The following is a 15,892-nucleotide window of genomic DNA, read 5'->3' as shown; positions in this document are numbered from 1 at the left end:
TCAGGCCTCCGAGCCGGCGTCGACGATGTTCTCGTCGGCCTCGACGCGCCGCATCACGTCTTCGGAGTCCGCGTAGTACTCGTTGATGAGCGCCGTAAAGCGCCGGTAGTCGGTGACGCCCTTATCGAGGAGGTACCGGAGGAACGTCTCGCGTCGCCGGAGTTCGCGCCGGAGTTCGGTCCGCGACCAGCCGTTCTCGCGCTGAATTTCGGTGAGAAGCGAGCTGTCGTTCTGGCTGAACGTGTCGGTCTCGGGCTCCCACGCGAACGCAGACGAGTAGTCGAGTTCGCCGGTCCGCTGGTCGATGTCGCCGATTTCGCCGATGGTCTGCGAGCGGCGGACGCGCTCGCCGTCGTGGCGGGTGAGCGTCTGGACGCACAGCAGGTCCAGCGACTGCACCATCGCGCGGGGGACGTTGATGGGCTCGTTTTCGAGGCGGTTGATGACCGTCTCGATGCTGTCGGCGTGCATCGTCGAGAACGTCGTGTGGCCGGTGTTCATCGCCTGAAACAGCGTCACGGCCTCGTCGCCGCGCACCTCGCCGACGATGATGTACTCGGGGCGGTGCCGGAGCGCGGAGCGAAGCAGGTCGTACATCGAGATGTCGGTCCCCTCGTGGAGTCGCTCGCGGGTGACGGACGACAGCCAGTTGTCGTGGTAGAGCGCGAGTTCGCGGGTGTCCTCGATGGACAGCACCTTCGACCGCGGCGGGACGAACATCGACACCGCGTTCATCGAGGTGGTCTTGCCCGAGGCGGTGCCGCCCGCGAAGATGAGGCTCTTGTTGTGTTCGATACAGAGCCACAGGTAGGCCATCTGCTCGATGGAGAACGTGCCGTAGCGCACGAGGTCGATGGGCGTGAACGGCTCTTCGGCGTACAGGCGGATGGTGAACGCCGACCCGCGCGGGGTGACCTCCTCGCCGAGGGCCAACTCGGCGCGCGCGCCGTTCGGAAGCGTCGTCCCGAGGACGGGGTCGCCGACGCTGATGTGCTGGCCCGAGCGCTGGGCGAGTCGGATGACGTAGTTGTCGAGTTCCTCGGCCGCGAACGAGACGTTCGTGGCGATGTCGGTGTACTCGTCGTGGTAGACGAAAAGCGGCAGGTCGTAGCCGTCACACGAGATGTCCTCGATGTGCGGGTCCTTCATCAGCGGGTCCAGCGGGCCGTAGCCGTGGAAGTCGCGCCGGAGGTAGTACAGAAGCGTGTAGAAGGTGTTCATGTCGAGTTCCAGCCCGTACTGTTCGAGAATCGACTGGAGTTCCTCGACGAGCGCCGTCTCGGTCCGCGGGTCCGCCTCGCGGCGGTACAAAAGCGGGTCGCGGACGTCGGTGCGGACGCGTTCGAGCAGCGACGCCTCGAACGCGTCGAGGTCGGGTTCGACGGTGTGGTACCGGTGGGCGGTCGCGTCACCGTCGTAGGTGACGACGACGTAGGCGAAGGGGGCGTTCACCCAGTAGCGCTCGACCTCCTCGTGGCCCTCGGGGACCTCGTACGTCCCGAGCGGCGTGTCGTCGGGCGAAAGCGGGCGCACGTCGAGGTCAGACCCCCGCAGCATCTCCGCGGTTCGGCGCAGGAGCCGTTCGGCCTCGGCGGCCGCGGCGTCGAACTCCCCGTCGGCGAGGAGTCTCAGCACCCCTCGGTCGGCCCGCGGGTCGCGCGTCACCGTCGTCTCGCTCGTCGTATCTCGTGCCATCGTCACCCGGTCAGTTGGTCGGGAGGTATGGCGGGTCAGCACTTAAAAGGTCCGCGCGGGAGACTGTCACTCGGGGTGAACGACCGGCCCGCGGCGCGCGTTCAGGTCCGGTCGACGGTCAGGAGAACGCCGGCGAGGACGAGCGCGATGACGACGCCGACCGGGAGCGGAACCCCCGGGAGCCCGCGCGTCGCGAGCAGATACGTCGCCGCGGCGAAGACGACGCCGACGACGCCGAGGAGTCCGCCGAGGACTCGAACGGGGTCGACCGGGCCGGCCTCGACCCGCTCGTCGCGCAGGTAGTAGGCGATGGAGAACAGCACCGCGAGCGCGAGGACCGCCGCGCCGACGACCCACGTCTGGTAGGCGACGGCGACGGTCTGTCCCGACTGGAGCGACAGCGCGGAAAGCGGGGTCCGGACCGCGACGCGGCTGGAGAGCCCCCACGCGAACTGAATCTCGGCGAAGGGGAACCGGACGAAAAGCAGGCTCGCGCCCGAGACGTTCGGCGTGTACGCGACGTTCCACGGGAGGAGCGCGCAGAGCCACGTCGAGACGACGGCCAGCGCACCCGCGTGTTCGGAGCGGACCCAGACCATAGGACAATCGCACGGTCTGACAGGTAAAAACTACCGACAGTCCGGGCGCGTCGGCCGCCCGCGTCGTCGGGCGCGACGCCCGAGCGGACGAGCCCTCAGGAGAGCCGTTCGGGGTCGTGAGTCAGGTCGCCCTCCTCGGCGTCGCCGGTGTTTCGGGTCTCAGTCGGCTCGACGAGAAGCACTTCGGTCGGTTCGAGCGCCACGGGGCGGTGTTCGACGCCGCGGGGGACCACGAGCAGGTCGCCCGGCCCGAGGTCCGCGTCGTCGCGGTCGCGGAACTCGATTCGGAGCCGCCCGTCGCGGACGAGAAACAGCTCGTCTGTCTCGTCGTGGGCGTGCCAGACGAACTCGCCGTCGAGCTTCGCGACCTTCACCGCGTAGTCGTTCAGCTCCGCGGCGATTCTCGGGGCCCACGTCTCGTCGAACGACGCGAAGCTCTCGTCGAGGTTGACGGGTTCCATACGCGGTTCGCTCGCGGCGGCGACCGATAACGGTTGTGACCGACGCGGTGGCGGTCGTTCGCTCGACGCGTCCTGACTCCGGCGGCGGCAGGAACCGGCGAGAGCGGCGTTTTCGCGTCGAATCGGCGCATTCGGCCGGTTTCGACCCCGGAACCACGGTTCGGGTGGCGTCACGTTAATAGGCCGCGCAGTACAACCAACAGTACGGAATGCGGCGTGACTACTTCGAACTCGATGTCCGCGACGTCGATTGGTACGAGGACGACGGCGACCCCCGCCAACCGACAGTATCTATCGACTTCTACGGCCCGGCCGAGGAGCTTCGGTCTCGGTTCCTCTCGACCGGCGGCGACGTGGTCGCCGCGGAGGAACTGGACGTCTCCTTTCGGTTGCAAGACTCCGTCGACGACGACGACGCCCGCGGCGTCGTGAGCGTGACGGACCGACTCACCGGCGACTACGTCCTCGAACTCAACGCTCGGGCGGAGGACGTACTGGACTTCATCCGCGCGGCCCGCGAGTACGGGCGCGTCGCGGGCGACGACGAGGGGCGCTACCGCGTCGACGTGGCCATCGAGGGCGACCACTTCGAGACCTTCGAGAAATCGACGTTCCTCGTCTACGACGGCGACGGGACGCTCCTGCGGAGCCAGAGTCTCATCCCCTCGGGCGTCGAGCTCTGAGGGCGCTCGCCGAGCCGACGGCGCGGACGACGCTCTCTCACTCTCTCGACGCGTTCCTCACGCTCGTTCGTGTACGATATCGGGCGGAACCACGTCTTCTTTACCGACCGCTCCCACAGAGTGTACCGTGAGAAACGTAACCGACCGCACGAGAAACCCGTTCGACATGCGACCGTCGTGTGACCGGTACGTCCCCGGCTACGGCGACGCCAACGCCGACTTCCACGTCATCGGCGACCACCCCGGCGTCCACGGGGGCGTCGAGACCGGCATCCCCTTTTCGGGGGAGGCGGGCGCGAGGCTGTTCCCGGCGCTCGAAGACGGTGAACTGCTGGCCGAGGCGGGCGACGAACCGACCGTCAACAGCACGTTCCTCTCGTATCTCCACATGTGCGTGCCGGACGGGACGCCGTCGGCGGCCGACTACACCGACATGGAGCGGTTTTTCGACGCGGAGCTCCGCGCTATCGCCGCGCACGTCCTCCTGCCGGTCGGCGCGGTGGCGACGAAGCACGTCCTGAACAACTACACGTCCGTCGGCTGGAAGACCGACGTGGACATGGAGACGCTCCACGGGAAAGAACTCCGCGGGAGCGGCTTCCTCGTGTTGCCCATCAAGGACCCCGCCGAGTGGGACGACGGCGACCACGACGAACTCGTCGCCGGCCTGCTGGAGCTCCAGTCGACCGACTTCCGCCGCGAGTCAGACCTCGGCCGCTTCATGCCCGGAGCGGACCCGTATCTGGTCAGATAACCCGTTTTCGGCCGTATTCGACCGTCGTCCGCGGATTCGATAGATTCTTCACGATTCTACCGGCCGTTCGTCCAGTAACAACCATGATGGTTACCATGTGTACAGTTGAAGCGGCCAAATGACTCACATAAGAGCATATTTATCCAGTCGTTCTGGAGGCCGTGGTCCTAATTGGCGATAACAAAGGACTTTTTACAACTAGTGTCCAACGTGGTGTTGACGCGCGTGGTTCGATTCACTTCCGCCGGGCGCGTCAGGCAGCTGTGAGACTGGTGCTCCTCACAGTGGCTTGGTCAGTCTGGGGACCTGCGCTCGGCCGCGGTCCCCGCTCTTAACTCAGACGCGAGCGATAGCTCGGTGTCTCGCCTCCCGTCCCTCCGAACAGAGAGCGGCGTCGCTTCCGCTCAGAGCCTGTCGGCGAGTCGCTTGAGCGCGCCGTATCCGTACTCCGTGACCGGTTCGCCGTGGCCCACCGCGACGACGTCGACCGGCGGGCAGCGCGCCGCGAACTCGCGGACGCTCCGCCTGTTCTCCGCGGCGTCGGTCGCCATGAACGCCGGCAACGTACCGAGCCGCCCGTTCGACTCGCGGACCAGGTCACCGACGAACGCGACCCCGTGGTCCTCGTGGACGAACGCGGTGTGGCCGGGGGTGTGTCCCGGCGTTCGGTAGGCGACGAAGCCGCCGAGTTCGTCGCCGTCGCGGACGACCTCCACGGGGTTCGTCGGCCGCTCGACGAACGACCCGAGCGCGCGCTGTGCGGCGCCTTTCAGCGAGCGGAGCGACGGCTTCGACGCGCCGGTCAGGTGCGAGGCGTCCGGCTCGGCGAGGTGAATCGGCACGTCGTCGCGGAGGCTGAGCGAGGCGAGCGTCCCGACGTGGTCGAGGTCGAAATGCGTCACGAGCACCCGGTCGATTGCGCCGGGGTCGAGGTCCACGCGGGCGAGACCGCCGAGGAGTCGGTCGCGGTCCCACGGCGTCCCGGCGTCGACGAGCGCCGTCTCCGAGCCGTCGGAGACGAGGTACGCGTTCACGCCGCGGAGTCGGAACCGTCGGACCGAGTCGGTCGGAATGGTCATACCGGTTCGACGGACGCGGGCGACAAAAATCGTGGGCGACGGCGAAGCGCGCGTCGCGTCGGCTACCGCGAGGTGAAGAGATACCACCCGGCGTCGACGACGAAACCGCCCGCCCCGAGGAGCGGGCAGACGACGAAGCCGAGGAGGTCGACCGCGACGGGTCGTCCGACGCCGAGCGCGCCGGCCGCCACGAGCACCAGCGGGACGGCCGCCGCGAGCGCGTAGGCCCACGTGGTCCACGCGTGGCCGAACCGGGCGATGACCCCCGCGAGCGAGACGGCGAGGAGCGCCGCCGCGACCGGGAGGGCGAGCGCCGCCGGCGTCGCCGCGGCCTGCAGAGCAGCGAGAGACGGGAGCGACAGCGGCGACGACGCGAGGAGTCCCGCGGCGGGCGCGGCGGTGTCCAGCGACGCGAGCGCGGCCGCGAACCCCGCGCCGTCGCCCGCGAGATGCCACGCGAAGCCGCCGAGATACGCGACCAGCGCGACGAGCGAGACGCTCCAGCCGTACCAAAGCGGGTTCGTCGCGCCCGACGCGGGCGCGGTCGTGGCCGACGACTCGGAACCGTCGCGTCCGCGTTCGAACCGGCCGGTCGTCCCGGTCCGACCAGAGCGACCGGACTCCGAGGTTCGGGTGCGGCCGCGCGACGACCCGCCCGCGGCCGACGACTGCGATGCGCCCGTGGCCCGCGACGACGAGGACGACCCGGAGGCTCGCGACCGACTCGCCCGCGACGAACTCGACGCGGACGACGACCGCCGAGAGGACGACGACGAAGACGACGTTGTGGACGACGACGAAGCCGACCGCCCGGCCGACGACCGCCCGGCCGACGACCGCCCCGAAGCCGACCGACCGCCGGTGTCAGACTCGCCGCGTCCGCCGTCCTTGCCGGCCTTTCCGGGGTACTTGAACTTCGTCAGGCCGTCGAGGCGTCTCTCGACGTACGGGCCGTGACCCATCCGGTCGTAGTCGGCGCGCTCGGCGTCGTCTGTGAGGACTTCGTAGGCCTTCCGGACGACGGTGAACTGCGCGGTCGCTCGCTCGTCGTCGTTGACGTCGGGATGGTACTCCCGCGCCCGCTGACGAAAGGCCTGTTTTATCTCCGCCGTCTCGGCGTCGCGTTCGACCCCGAGGAGTTCGTAGAAGTCCACCGGCATTCGACGTGCGATTCGATGCGCGGCCGGCTTTTGAATGTGTCGGGCGTTAGGCCGGCGTGCGGGCCGCCGACTCGCCGATGGTCGGGCGACCCTCGGCCGCCCCGCGGGACGCCGCCGCCCGTGGAGTCGGAATAATCATGCACCTCGACGGCCAGGTGGTCGCATGGAACGAATACGGCTCGGGAACACCGTCTTCGAGGGGCGGAACAACGCCTATCTCCTCCCCGGCGACCGGCCGACGCTCGTCGACGCCGGCGTGGCGACCGACTCGGTCCGGCGGGACCTCCGCGAGGGACTCGCGGCGGCCGGCAACGAGGTCGCCGACCTCGAAGCCATCGTCCTCACTCACTGGCACGCCGACCACGCCGGACTCGCGGCCGAACTGCAGGCCGAAAGCGGCGCGCCGGTCTACGTCCACGCCGACGACGCGGGCATCGTCGCGGGCGACCCCGACGCGGTCTCGGCCGAGCGCTCGATTCGCGAGCGCCGCTTCGACGAGTGGCGCATCCCCGGCGAACCACGCGCCGAAGTGACCGAATACCTCGACGGTCACGAGGACCTCCGCGGCGGTCGCGTCGACGTGACGCCCGTCGAGGACGGCGACCGCATCGCCGCCGGCGACGGCGAACTCGAAGTCGTCCACCTCCCCGGCCACGCCGCCGGACTGAGCGCTCTCGCGTTCGACGGCGAGCGCGGGGCGGGCCGCGAGGCGTACGTCGGCGACGTCATCCTCCCGAAGTACACCCCGAACGTCGGCGGCGCGGACCTCCGGGTCGACCGCCCGCTCGAAACCTATCTCGACAGCCTCGCTCGCCTCGCCGACCTCGACTTCAAGCGGGCGTGGCCCGGCCACCGCGACCCCATCTCCGACCCCGCCGGGCGGGCGCGCGTCATCGCGGAGCACCACCGCGAGCGCACCGAGCGCGTCGTCTCGGTCCTCGACGAACGCGGCCCCACGGACGCGTGGACCGTGAGCGCGCACCTGTTCGGCGACCTCTCGGGCATCCACATCCTCCACGGTCCCGGCGAGGCGTTCGCCCACCTCGACCACCTCGTCGCCGAGGGCATCGTCGCGCCCCCGGACGACGAGGGGCGATACGAACTCCTCGACGCGGACCCGGACTTCGACGAACTGGTCGCGGTTCCCGAGACGAAACGTTAAAACGCCGCTGGAGGGAACGGAGAGCCATGGAACTGCGGGTCATCGACAAGACCGACGAGGAACTCCGCATCGAAATCGGCGGCGAGGACCACACCTTCATGAACGTCCTGAAGGGCGAACTCCTCCAGACCGACACCGTCACGGCCGCGACCTACGACGTGAACCCCGAGCAGTCCGGCGGACAGACGGACCCCGTCCTCTCTATCAAGACGGAGCCCGGCGTCGACCCCCTCGACGCGCTCGCGGAGGCCGCCCGCGGCGTCCAGCGCACCGCCGACGACTTCACCGACGCCTACCGCGCCGGCATCGACGCGTAATCTGCGGGTTCTCTCTCGTTTTCGCTCCCCCGCGAGCGGTGCGTCTCTCCGTTACGCGTCCGCGCCGCCCGGTCCCTCGTAGTCCTTCTCGCCGGCCTCGATGCGGACTTCGAGCCAGTTCTCCATCGGGACCAGCGGGCACTCGTACCGCGGCGAGTAGGCGCAAAACGGGTTGTAGGCGTAGTTGAAGTCGACCACCCAGCGTCCGTCGTCGGTCCGGTCCGCGGCTTCGAGGTCGAGGTAGCGGCCCGCGCCGTACGTCTCCTCGGTGTTCGTCTCGTCGCGGAACGGCACCCACAGGAGGTCCTCGTCGGGGTCGGCGCGGTAGGCGTCGAGCGCGTACGACTCGCCGTCGACCTCGAACTCGAAGCGACCCCACGCGAGGTACTCGCGCTCGCCGTCCGTCGAGGTGCCGATGGTGATGCGCTCGGGGTCGTCGTACTCGCGGAGGTCGAGTTCGAATCGGAGGTCGGGGTCGGGGTCGAAGTAGTCGAGACCGTCGAAAAAGTCCCGTTGGTCCGGCGGAATCGGTGAGTTGCGGTCCGCGGCGAGATAGCGGTCCTTCTGTTCGCGGTGCGTGCGGAGGGCGTCGAGCCACGCGTCGTCTGTCATCTCGGAGCGAGATACGACGCGCCGGCGGGTTAAGATTGGTTCCGACTGCGCGGGAGGCGCACGACCGGTCGGCGGGGTCGGTGACTGGGGGCGAAAAGCGGGACGGAGAGAGACGAAGAGAGTCGGAGAGAGACGGAGCAGAACGCGGCCGTGGAGCGCTGTGCTTACAGGCGAACCGGCACGCCGCGCTCGTCGAGGTACTCCTTGACGTCTCGAATCGTGTACTCGTCGAAGTGGAAGATGGAGGCGGCGAGACCGGCGTCCGCGCCGGCCTCGGTGAAGACTTCGTACATGTCCTCGGGGCCGCCGCAGCCGGAGGAGGCGATGACGGGCGTCGAGACGCTGTCGCAGACGGCCTTCGTCAGCGGGATGTCGTAGCCGTCTTTCGTGCCGTCGGCGTCGATGGAGTTGATAAACAGCTCCCCCGCGCCGCGCGATTCGGCCTCGTTGGCCCACTCGACCACGTCGACGCCGGTTCCCTCGCGGCCGCCCTTGACGGTGCACTCGAACCAGCAGGACTCGCCGTCGACCTCGGCGTAGTGCTCGCCCTCCTCGTCGAAGCGCCGGCGGGCGTCCACCGAGATGACGATGCACTGGCTCCCGAAGGAGCGCGCGCCCTCCTCGATGAGGTCGGGGTTCTGGAGCGCCGCGGTGTTGATAGAGACCTTGTCCGCGCCGGCGCGGAGCGTCTCTTTGATGTCGTCGCGGGTGCGGATACCGCCGCCGACGGTCAGGGGGATGAACACCTCGTCTGCGACCTTCGAGACGGTGTCGAGCATCGTCGCCCGGCCCTCGGCGGAGGCGGTGATGTCGAGGAAGACGAACTCGTCCGCGCCCGCCTCGTTGTACAGTTTGGCCATCTCGACCGGGTCGCCCGTGTACTTCAGGTCCTCGAAGTTGACGCCGGTGTAGACGGCCGGGTTCCCGTCCTCGTCGAGGTCGACGTCGATACAGGGGATGATTCGCTTCGTGAGCATTCGCTACCGAAACGTTTGCGAAAGAGCCGTTTCACCGTTTCGACTACGGCAGGTGCTGGCCGAAATCCGAACACCTCGGCGAGTCCCGGCGACGAGGATGCCGATTTCGGCCCCTCGTCCAGCGGGTGGTTTGATGACTCGTCGGCGAGAACCCCGGCGTGGGTTCCGATTCGAACGATGACGGATTCAGCCGAACTCCTCAGTCTGCTCGTGGTCGTCGAGTTCGTGGTGATGGCCGCGATAGTGGCGCTTTTGGTCCCGCTCGACGCCGCGCTCCCGTTCTTGCCGCTCGCGCTCGTGTTTCTGGTCGCGCTGTACCTGTATCGGTCCTGAACCGCCGGAGCGACGCTCGCCCGCGAGACCGGCCGCCGGCGATGCAGTCGTGGGGCTCGCGGGCGACGGTTAGGTGCGTTTTTGTACTGCGAGCCCGTCGCCCCGCCTATGAGCGACGACCACGACCACGGACACGACGACCACCACGAAGGCGAACAAGAAGGGCGCGTCACCTCTCCGATGCAGGACTTCTCGATGAGTCAGGTCACGACCGGCGTCCTCGTCTTCGTCGTCGGCCTCGCCGTCACGTTCGGCATCCCGCTGGTGCTGGCCTGAACACGGACGCGAGCGCCTCCGCGTAGAACCGGCAATCCGCACGAACTTCCGCGTTCTCTCCCCTTTTCAGGCCGCCGCGGCTACGACCCGCCGTGAAATCGATAGTCGTCACCGAGTACGGAAGTTCCGACGCCCTCGAACTGCGGGAGACCGAGACGCCGGAGCCGGCGCCGGGCGAGGTCCGCATCGCCGTCGAGGCCGCCGGCATCAACTTCGCCGACATCATGCAGCGGCGCGGGACCTACCGAGACGGTCCGGAACCGACGTACACGCCGGGTATGGAGGCCGCGGGAACCATCGACGCGGTGGGCGAGGGCGTCGACCGCGAGGTCGGCGAGCGCGTCGTCGCAATGACCGGCGGCGGGGCGTACGCCGAGTACGTCACCACGCCGGCCCCGACGCTGTTCGACGTGCCCGAGTCGATGTCGTTCGCCGAGGCCGCCGGCTTCCCCGTCCAGTTCCTCACCGCGTACAACTGCCTCCACGAGTGGGGCGGCCTCGACGACGACGAGCGCGTGCTGATTCAGGCGGCCGCCGGCGGCGTCGGCACCGCGGCGGTCCAACTCGCCTCCCACGCCGGCGTCGAGACGTTCGGCACGGCCAGCACCGAGGAGAAACTCGACCTCGCGGCCGACCTCGGACTCGACCACGGTATCCAGTACACCGAGGAGGACTTCCGCGAGGTCGTCGCCGACGAGACCGACGGCGCGGGCGTCGACCTCGTCCTCGACGGCGTCGGCGGCGAGACCTTCGAGCGCAGTCTCGACGCCCTCGCCGACTTCGGCCGACTCGTCACCTACGGCGCGGCCTCCGGCGACGCGGCCGCGGCGGACCCGACGCGCCTGCTGTTCGAGAACAAGTCCGTCATCGGCTTCCACCTCGGGAGCGCGATGCAGCAGCGCCCCGAGTCGATTCTCGGGTCGGTGCCGGAGCTGTCCGAACTGCTCGCCGCGGGCGAACTCGACGTGGTCGTCGGCGAGACGTTCGACCTCGAAGACGCCGCGGCGGCCCACGAGTACATCGAAGCCAGAAAGAGCAGCGGGAAAGTCGTCCTCGAACCGTAGCGGAAGCGACGTGACGCGGGACCGCGTTTTTTAGTGCAGTCTGTTCAGTCGAGTTCGCGGGCGAGCACGTCGCGCAGGTCGGCGATGTCGTCCGCGCCGTAGGCGACCTCGTCGCCGTCGACGGCGAGCGAGAGCGTCGCGTCGTCGGTCGTCGTTCCGAGTCCGACGACGGGCACGTCGCCCGCGAGGTCGCGCAGTGCGGCCTCGTCGGTCGTCTCGACGACGACGCGACCGGGCGTTTCCTCGAACAGCGAGACGGCGTCGGAGACGGACACGTCCGCGCCGACGTCGTCGGTGACCATCTCGGCCAGCGCGACCGCGAGGCCGCCGTGGCTCACGTCGTGGACGGCGACCGTGGACTCGTCGGCCGCGACGGCCCGAATCGTCTCGACCGCGGTCGCGGCGTCGGCGTCCTCCGGGAGCGCCGGGAAGGCGTCGGAGCCGCCGAGGTGTTCGAGGACCGTCGAGCCGCCGAGCGCCCCGCCGTCGAAGCCGACGAGGAACAGGTCGCCCTCGCCCGAAAGCGAGAGGCCGGGCGAGGAACCGTCGGCCTTACCCACCATCGCCAGCGTCGGCGTCGGCGGAATCGGGCCGGAGACGGAGTCGTTGTACAGCGAGACGTTGCCGCCGACGACCGGGACCGAAAGCGCCCGGCACATGTCCGCGAGGCCGTCGACGATGCCCTTGAAGCCGCCGTACACGTCGGGCTTCTCGGGGTTGCCGCCGTTGAGACAGTCGACGGTCGCGAGGGGCGACGCGCCCTTCGCGGCGAGGTTTGTCGCGTTCTCGAAGGCGACTGCGCGCGCCCCGTCGTAGGGCGCGGCGGTCGTCCAGTTGGGGTCCGCGCCGCCGGTGAACGCGAGTTTCGCGTCGGCCTCGGGCACGTCGAGGAGCGCCGCGTCGTCGCCGGGACGGCGGGCCGTCCGCAGGCCGACCTCGTGGTCGTACTGGCGGTAGACCCAGCGCTTCGACGCCGTGTTGGGGTCGGCGACGACCGCCTCGAACGCGTCTTCGAGGTCGAACGCGGGCAGGTCGCGCTCCGCGACTTCGGGTTCGACCGCGTCGAGGTCGTTCATCGGCGCGCCCTCCGCGAGGAACTCCGGGGGCACGTCGACGACGGGTTCGCCGTCGAAGGTACACACGTAGTTGCCCTCGGCGACCTCGCCGATGACGGCGCTCCCGAGGTCGAAGCGCGCGGCGAGTTCCCGCACGCGCTCGACGTTCTCGGGGGTCACCTCGTAGCACATGCGCTCTTGGGACTCCGAGAGGAGAATCTCGAAGGCGTTCATGTTCGGCTCGCGCTGGTGGACGTTTTCGAGGTCGATTTCCGCGCCGAAGCCGCCCTTGGCGACGAGTTCGGAGGACGCGCCGCCGAGGCCGGCGGCCCCGAGGTCGCGGGCGGACTCGACGAGGTCCTCGTCGATGAGCGCCTCGTTGCACTCGATGAGCAGTTTCTCCGTGTAGGGGTCGCCGACCTGCACCGCGGGCCGGTCTTCGGTCTCGGCGTCCTCCGCGAGGTCCTCGCTGGCGAACGACGCGCCGCCGAGGCCGTCGCGGCCGGTCGAACTGCCGACGAGGACGAGTTTGTTGCCCGCCTCCTGCGCCTCGGCCGTGACGAGGCGGTCGGCCGACAGGAGGCCGACGCAGGCGACGTTGACGAGGGGGTTGCCCTCGTAGTTCTCGTGGAACGAGGTCGAGCCGGTCACGGTGGGGACGCCGATGGCGTTGCCGTAGTCGGCGATGCCCTCGACGACGCCGTCGAGGAGGTACCGCGAGTGCTCGCGGTCGAAGTCGCCGAAGTAGAGGCAGTCGGCGAGCGCGATGGGGTACGCGCCCATCGAGAGGGTGTCGCGGACGATGCCGCCGACGCCCGTGGCCGCGCCGTCGTAGGGGTCGACGTAGGAGGGGTGGTTGTGGCTCTCGATACCGAGCGTGATGTAGGTGTCGTCGTCCAGAGCGACGACCGCCGCGTCGTCACCGGGGCCGATGACGACCTGGTCGCCCTCCGAGTCGAACGCCGACAGAAGCGGGCGAGACGACCGATAGGCGCAGTGTTCGCTCCAGAGGTTTTCGAAGAGTATCTCCTCGGCCGGCGTCGGGTCTCGACCGAGCTCGGCGACGACGAGGTCGCGGTCCGCGTCGGAAAGCGTCATTCACTGGTATGGTCAGAACGCACATTGTAAACCCTTTCTATATGCACGAACGTGCGCAAAATATGGTCGCGGTCGCCGTCGTCGCCGCCATCCGACTCGCGCGGGCGTGTACGGCGGCGACTCGGCGCTCCGATTCGCCGGGCCGCCGACCACCGTGCGTGAGGACCACACGCCAATCACACCGGGACCGGGGCGCTTTTTTAGCCTCCATCGTTAGGAGACGGTGTGTTATCGGTCGAGTTGCACTCGCACTCGTCTCTGTCCTACGACGGGCGAGACCCAATCGAGTACCTCCTCGAACAGGCGGTCGCGGTCGGCTTGGACGCCCTCGCCGTGACCGACCACGACGAGATAGACGCCAGCCTCGAAGCCGCGGAGCGCGCGGGCGACTACGGGCTGGTCGGCATCCCCGGGATGGAGGTCACCTGCGCCGCGGGCCACGTCCTCGCGCTCGGCGTCGAGGAACTGATTCCGGCTGGGCTGTCGTACGACGAGACGCTCGACCGCATCCACGACGCCGGCGGCATCGCGGTCATCCCGCACCCGTTCCAGAAGTCGCGTCACGGCGTCGCGCCGCACATCTCCAGCGCGCAACTCGCCAGCGCCGACGCCATCGAAATCTACAACTCGCGGCTCCTCACCGGCATCGCCAATCAGCGCGCCGAGCGGTTCGCCAAGCGCCGGAACCTCCCGATGACCGCCGGGAGCGACGCCCACATCGCGGAGATGGTCGGGCAGGCCGTCACCGAGGTCGGCACCGACACCCGAAGTGTCGACGCCATCCTCTCGGCCGTCGCCGACGGGCGAACCAGCGTCGTCGGCAACAAGACCCCGTGGCGCATCTCGTTCCGGCAGGCCGCGGGCGGCGCGACCCGACGCCTGAAACACGCCCTGGCGGACCTGTTTTGATGCGCGGCGCGTCCCCAGACCTCGTCCGGCGCGCCGTCTCCGAGCGCGACCCGCTTCCCGGAACCGCGGGCTTCGCGGGCGAACTCGACGGCCGACTCGTCCGCGACGTGCTCGGTCGCCAACCGCTCTTCTCCGAGTGCGGGGACCCCGCGACGTGGTCGTACGACCACCGCGACCTCGACGACCCGGTCGCCGTCCCCGCGGGCCACGCCCGCGAGACGACCGGCGGGGACGCCGGCGACGACGAGCCGATCTGGTCGCTTCCCGACCCGCCGGCCGCGACCGACCGCGACGCCGCGCTCGACCGCGTCCGCGACGCGGTCTTCGAGTCGGTTCGGTCGGTCGACGACGACGGTCTCGCCGTGGCCTTCTCCGGCGGCGTCGACTCCGCGGTCGTCGCGTCGGGCGTCCCCGACGCCCCCTGTTACGTCGCCGGCTTCGAGGGCTCCCACGACGTCGCCGCCGCCCGGGAGGCCGCCGCCGCGATGGACCGCAACTTGACCGTGGTCGAACTCACCCACGAGGCGCTCGAACGCGCCGTCCCCGAAATCGTCGCCGCGCTCGGCCGGACGAATCCGATGGACGTGCAAATCGTCCTGCCTCTCTACTTGCTCGCCGAGCGGGTCGCCGCCGACGGCTGCGACCGCCTCGCGGTCGGCCAGGGCGCTGACGAACTGTTCGGCGGCTACGCCAAAGTCCAGAAAGCGCCCGACGACCCCCGCGTCGAGGCCGAGACCGTCCGCGGGGCGGCCCGCGAGATGATTCTCACGCTCCCTGACCAGCTCGAACGCGACCTGCTCGTCCTCCGCGCCGCCGGGGTCGAACCCGTCGCGCCGCTCCTCCACGACCGCGTGGTTGAAGCGGCGCTCCCGCTTCCCGGCGCGTTACTCGTGGACGGCGACCGGCGGAAGGTCGCGCTCAGAGAAGCGGCGAGCGGCGTGCTCCCCGAGTCGGTCGCCGAGGCGGACAAGAAGGCGGTCCAGTACGGGACCTACGCTTCGCGCGAACTCGACAGACTCGCCCGACAGGCGGGGTTCAAACGTCGGATGGAGAACCACGTTCAGCGGTACGTCGAATCGCTCGTGGAGTAGGTCGGTTCCGCGCGGTTTCGGGCGTCAGTCCGTTCGGCTCAGTTCTCCGTTTCGTCGTCGCGCACGACCTCGATTGCCTCCAGCGCGAACTGCACCGTGTCGGGGTCGAGGTCGCTCTCGCGGAGGTCGGACTCGTCGTACCACGCCCAGACCTCGGGGTCGGCCTCGCCCGGCGCGGGGTCGATGTCGCGGGAGTCCACGCGGGCGTAGAAGACGTGGTCGATGTGCTGGTGGCCGACCGAGCCGTCGCCGTGGACGTTGATGTCGTAGAGCATCTGCTGGCGAGGCTGGGGGAGCGCCCGGCCGGCGGGTGCGGGGACGGATGCCGTGTCATCGACGAGTTCCGGGTCGAGACCCGTCTCCTCGCGGACCTCGCGCAGACCGGCCTCGTGGGGGAGTTCGTCGCGGTCGACGTGACCGCCCGGCGGGATGCGGATGCCGAGGCGCTCGTGTCGGTGGAGGGCCACCGCGCCGTCGTTGACGATGTACACGGTCGAGGTGAAATGTCGGGTCGTCTCCATGGTTGTGGCTCCGGAGCGAGCGGCATGGCTGTTGCGGAACGAAGCG

At 69.2% G+C, this 15,892-nt stretch carries 18 protein-coding genes; 9 read left to right on the top strand and 9 right to left on the bottom strand.

Features of this window, described 5'->3' with window-relative positions; all coding sequences use genetic code 11:
- The 3 genes from NDI65_RS03530 to NDI65_RS03520 all read right to left on the bottom strand — a co-directional run bounded on the left by NDI65_RS03530 (position 1) and on the right by NDI65_RS03520 (position 2,755).
- Entirely contained in the window at positions 1-1,695 is a 1,695-nt protein-coding gene (locus tag NDI65_RS03530; protein WP_310893407.1) for a type II/IV secretion system ATPase subunit, read from the bottom strand.
- Positions 1,696-1,796: 101 nt separating this feature from the next.
- Complete coding sequence (locus NDI65_RS03525; protein ID WP_310893406.1) at positions 1,797-2,294, bottom strand: hypothetical protein; 498 nt, start codon at positions 2,292-2,294, stop codon at positions 1,797-1,799.
- A 95-nt stretch (positions 2,295-2,389) separates the two neighbouring features.
- Positions 2,390-2,755 (bottom strand): cupin domain-containing protein, encoded by a 366-nt coding sequence (locus NDI65_RS03520; RefSeq protein WP_042665363.1) that lies wholly within the window; start codon positions 2,753-2,755, stop codon positions 2,390-2,392.
- Positions 2,756-2,964: 209 nt separating this feature from the next.
- Here NDI65_RS03520 and NDI65_RS03515 point away from each other — a divergent pair, with 209 nt between their 5' ends.
- A complete protein-coding gene (locus NDI65_RS03515; protein ID WP_089778568.1) occupies positions 2,965-3,438 on the top strand; it encodes a DUF5793 family protein in 474 nt (157 codons plus the stop codon).
- 127 nt (positions 3,439-3,565) lie between these two features.
- Positions 3,566-4,192 carry a uracil-DNA glycosylase family protein gene (locus tag NDI65_RS03510; protein ID WP_089778566.1) on the top strand — a complete coding sequence of 209 codons (627 nt, stop codon included), beginning with the start codon at positions 3,566-3,568 and terminating at the stop codon, positions 4,190-4,192.
- 404 nt (positions 4,193-4,596) lie between these two features.
- Here NDI65_RS03510 and NDI65_RS03505 read toward each other — a convergent pair whose 3' ends face one another.
- Both NDI65_RS03505 and NDI65_RS03500 read right to left on the bottom strand, forming a co-directional pair.
- On the bottom strand, positions 4,597-5,271 hold the full coding sequence (locus NDI65_RS03505; RefSeq protein WP_089778564.1) for an MBL fold metallo-hydrolase: 675 nt from the start codon (positions 5,269-5,271) through the stop codon (positions 4,597-4,599).
- A gap of 62 nt (positions 5,272-5,333) precedes the next feature.
- The gene (locus NDI65_RS03500; RefSeq protein ID WP_089778562.1) at positions 5,334-6,431 is read right to left on the bottom strand and encodes a DnaJ domain-containing protein; all 1,098 of its coding nucleotides are present in this window, start codon (positions 6,429-6,431) and stop codon (positions 5,334-5,336) included.
- Between the two features lie 163 nt (positions 6,432-6,594).
- Here NDI65_RS03500 and NDI65_RS03495 point away from each other — a divergent pair, with 163 nt between their 5' ends.
- Together NDI65_RS03495 and NDI65_RS03490 are read left to right on the top strand one after the other, a co-directional pair.
- Positions 6,595-7,593 (top strand): MBL fold metallo-hydrolase, encoded by a 999-nt coding sequence (locus tag NDI65_RS03495; protein WP_089778560.1) that lies wholly within the window; start codon positions 6,595-6,597, stop codon positions 7,591-7,593.
- 26 nt (positions 7,594-7,619) lie between these two features.
- Positions 7,620-7,910 carry a DNA-directed RNA polymerase subunit L gene (locus tag NDI65_RS03490; protein WP_004970976.1) on the top strand — a complete coding sequence of 97 codons (291 nt, stop codon included), beginning with the start codon at positions 7,620-7,622 and terminating at the stop codon, positions 7,908-7,910.
- A gap of 51 nt (positions 7,911-7,961) precedes the next feature.
- On the opposite strand, the gene NDI65_RS03485 is transcribed toward NDI65_RS03490, so the two are convergent.
- Together NDI65_RS03485 and hisF are read right to left on the bottom strand one after the other, a co-directional pair.
- Positions 7,962-8,522, bottom strand: a complete 561-nt coding sequence (locus NDI65_RS03485) for a DUF1684 domain-containing protein (protein ID WP_089778558.1) — start codon at positions 8,520-8,522, stop codon at positions 7,962-7,964.
- Positions 8,523-8,686: 164 nt separating this feature from the next.
- Positions 8,687-9,499, bottom strand: coding sequence for an imidazole glycerol phosphate synthase subunit HisF (gene hisF / locus NDI65_RS03480; protein ID WP_089778556.1), 813 nt, complete (start codon positions 9,497-9,499; stop codon positions 8,687-8,689).
- 177 nt (positions 9,500-9,676) lie between these two features.
- Between hisF and NDI65_RS03475 the strand changes: the two genes are divergently transcribed.
- The 3 genes from NDI65_RS03475 to NDI65_RS03465 all read left to right on the top strand — a co-directional run bounded on the left by NDI65_RS03475 (position 9,677) and on the right by NDI65_RS03465 (position 11,172).
- Positions 9,677-9,832 (top strand): hypothetical protein, encoded by a 156-nt coding sequence (locus NDI65_RS03475; RefSeq protein ID WP_167344122.1) that lies wholly within the window; start codon positions 9,677-9,679, stop codon positions 9,830-9,832.
- A gap of 108 nt (positions 9,833-9,940) precedes the next feature.
- Positions 9,941-10,108 carry a hypothetical protein gene (locus NDI65_RS03470; RefSeq protein ID WP_167344121.1) on the top strand — a complete coding sequence of 56 codons (168 nt, stop codon included), beginning with the start codon at positions 9,941-9,943 and terminating at the stop codon, positions 10,106-10,108.
- A gap of 92 nt (positions 10,109-10,200) precedes the next feature.
- On the top strand, positions 10,201-11,172 hold the full coding sequence (locus NDI65_RS03465) for an NADPH:quinone oxidoreductase family protein (RefSeq protein ID WP_089778554.1): 972 nt from the start codon (positions 10,201-10,203) through the stop codon (positions 11,170-11,172).
- A gap of 44 nt (positions 11,173-11,216) precedes the next feature.
- Here NDI65_RS03465 and purL read toward each other — a convergent pair whose 3' ends face one another.
- A complete protein-coding gene (gene purL, locus NDI65_RS03460; protein ID WP_089778552.1) occupies positions 11,217-13,325 on the bottom strand; it encodes a phosphoribosylformylglycinamidine synthase subunit PurL in 2,109 nt (702 codons plus the stop codon).
- Positions 13,326-13,550: 225 nt separating this feature from the next.
- On the opposite strand from purL, the gene NDI65_RS03455 reads away from it, so the two are divergent.
- Positions 13,551-14,234: a PHP domain-containing protein gene (locus NDI65_RS03455; RefSeq protein ID WP_089778550.1), complete on the top strand. Its 684-nt coding sequence runs from the start codon at positions 13,551-13,553 to the stop codon at positions 14,232-14,234.
- A complete protein-coding gene (locus NDI65_RS03450; RefSeq protein ID WP_089778548.1) occupies positions 14,234-15,325 on the top strand; it encodes an asparagine synthetase B in 1,092 nt (363 codons plus the stop codon). The genes NDI65_RS03455 and NDI65_RS03450 overlap by 1 nt, the downstream gene beginning before the upstream one ends.
- A 38-nt stretch (positions 15,326-15,363) precedes the next feature.
- Here NDI65_RS03450 and NDI65_RS03445 read toward each other — a convergent pair whose 3' ends face one another.
- On the bottom strand, positions 15,364-15,846 hold the full coding sequence (locus NDI65_RS03445; protein WP_310893405.1) for an NUDIX domain-containing protein: 483 nt from the start codon (positions 15,844-15,846) through the stop codon (positions 15,364-15,366).
- Positions 15,847-15,892 lie beyond the last annotated feature (46 nt).

This window comes from Haloferax sp. S2CR25 (assembly GCF_031624535.1).
Classification (GTDB): Archaea; Halobacteriota; Halobacteria; order Halobacteriales; family Haloferacaceae; genus Haloferax; species Haloferax massiliensis.
Note: the sequence above shows the minus strand (reverse complement) of the source record. Positions and strands in the feature narration are given on the sequence as shown.

What these genes read in the sequence shown, in the direction of transcription:
- NDI65_RS03530 (WP_310893407.1), bottom strand. Translation starts at nt 1,695, where the DNA reads ATGGCACGAGATACGACGAGCGAGACGACGGTGACGCGCGACCCGCGG.
- NDI65_RS03525 (WP_310893406.1), bottom strand. Translation starts at nt 2,294, where the DNA reads ATGGTCTGGGTCCGCTCCGAACACGCGGGTGCGCTGGCCGTCGTCTCG.
- NDI65_RS03520 (WP_042665363.1), bottom strand. Translation starts at nt 2,755, where the DNA reads ATGGAACCCGTCAACCTCGACGAGAGCTTCGCGTCGTTCGACGAGACG.
- NDI65_RS03515 (WP_089778568.1), top strand. Translation starts at nt 2,965, where the DNA reads ATGCGGCGTGACTACTTCGAACTCGATGTCCGCGACGTCGATTGGTAC.
- NDI65_RS03505 (WP_089778564.1), bottom strand. Translation starts at nt 5,271, where the DNA reads ATGACCATTCCGACCGACTCGGTCCGACGGTTCCGACTCCGCGGCGTG.
- NDI65_RS03500 (WP_089778562.1), bottom strand. Translation starts at nt 6,431, where the DNA reads ATGCCGGTGGACTTCTACGAACTCCTCGGGGTCGAACGCGACGCCGAG.
- NDI65_RS03495 (WP_089778560.1), top strand. Translation starts at nt 6,595, where the DNA reads ATGGAACGAATACGGCTCGGGAACACCGTCTTCGAGGGGCGGAACAAC.
- NDI65_RS03490 (WP_004970976.1), top strand. Translation starts at nt 7,620, where the DNA reads ATGGAACTGCGGGTCATCGACAAGACCGACGAGGAACTCCGCATCGAA.
- NDI65_RS03485 (WP_089778558.1), bottom strand. Translation starts at nt 8,522, where the DNA reads ATGACAGACGACGCGTGGCTCGACGCCCTCCGCACGCACCGCGAACAG.
- hisF (WP_089778556.1), bottom strand. Translation starts at nt 9,499, where the DNA reads ATGCTCACGAAGCGAATCATCCCCTGTATCGACGTCGACCTCGACGAG.
- NDI65_RS03475 (WP_167344122.1), top strand. Translation starts at nt 9,677, where the DNA reads ATGACGGATTCAGCCGAACTCCTCAGTCTGCTCGTGGTCGTCGAGTTC.
- NDI65_RS03470 (WP_167344121.1), top strand. Translation starts at nt 9,941, where the DNA reads ATGAGCGACGACCACGACCACGGACACGACGACCACCACGAAGGCGAA.
- purL (WP_089778552.1), bottom strand. Translation starts at nt 13,325, where the DNA reads ATGACGCTTTCCGACGCGGACCGCGACCTCGTCGTCGCCGAGCTCGGT.
- NDI65_RS03450 (WP_089778548.1), top strand. Translation starts at nt 14,234, where the DNA reads ATGCGCGGCGCGTCCCCAGACCTCGTCCGGCGCGCCGTCTCCGAGCGC.
- NDI65_RS03445 (WP_310893405.1), bottom strand. Translation starts at nt 15,846, where the DNA reads ATGGAGACGACCCGACATTTCACCTCGACCGTGTACATCGTCAACGAC.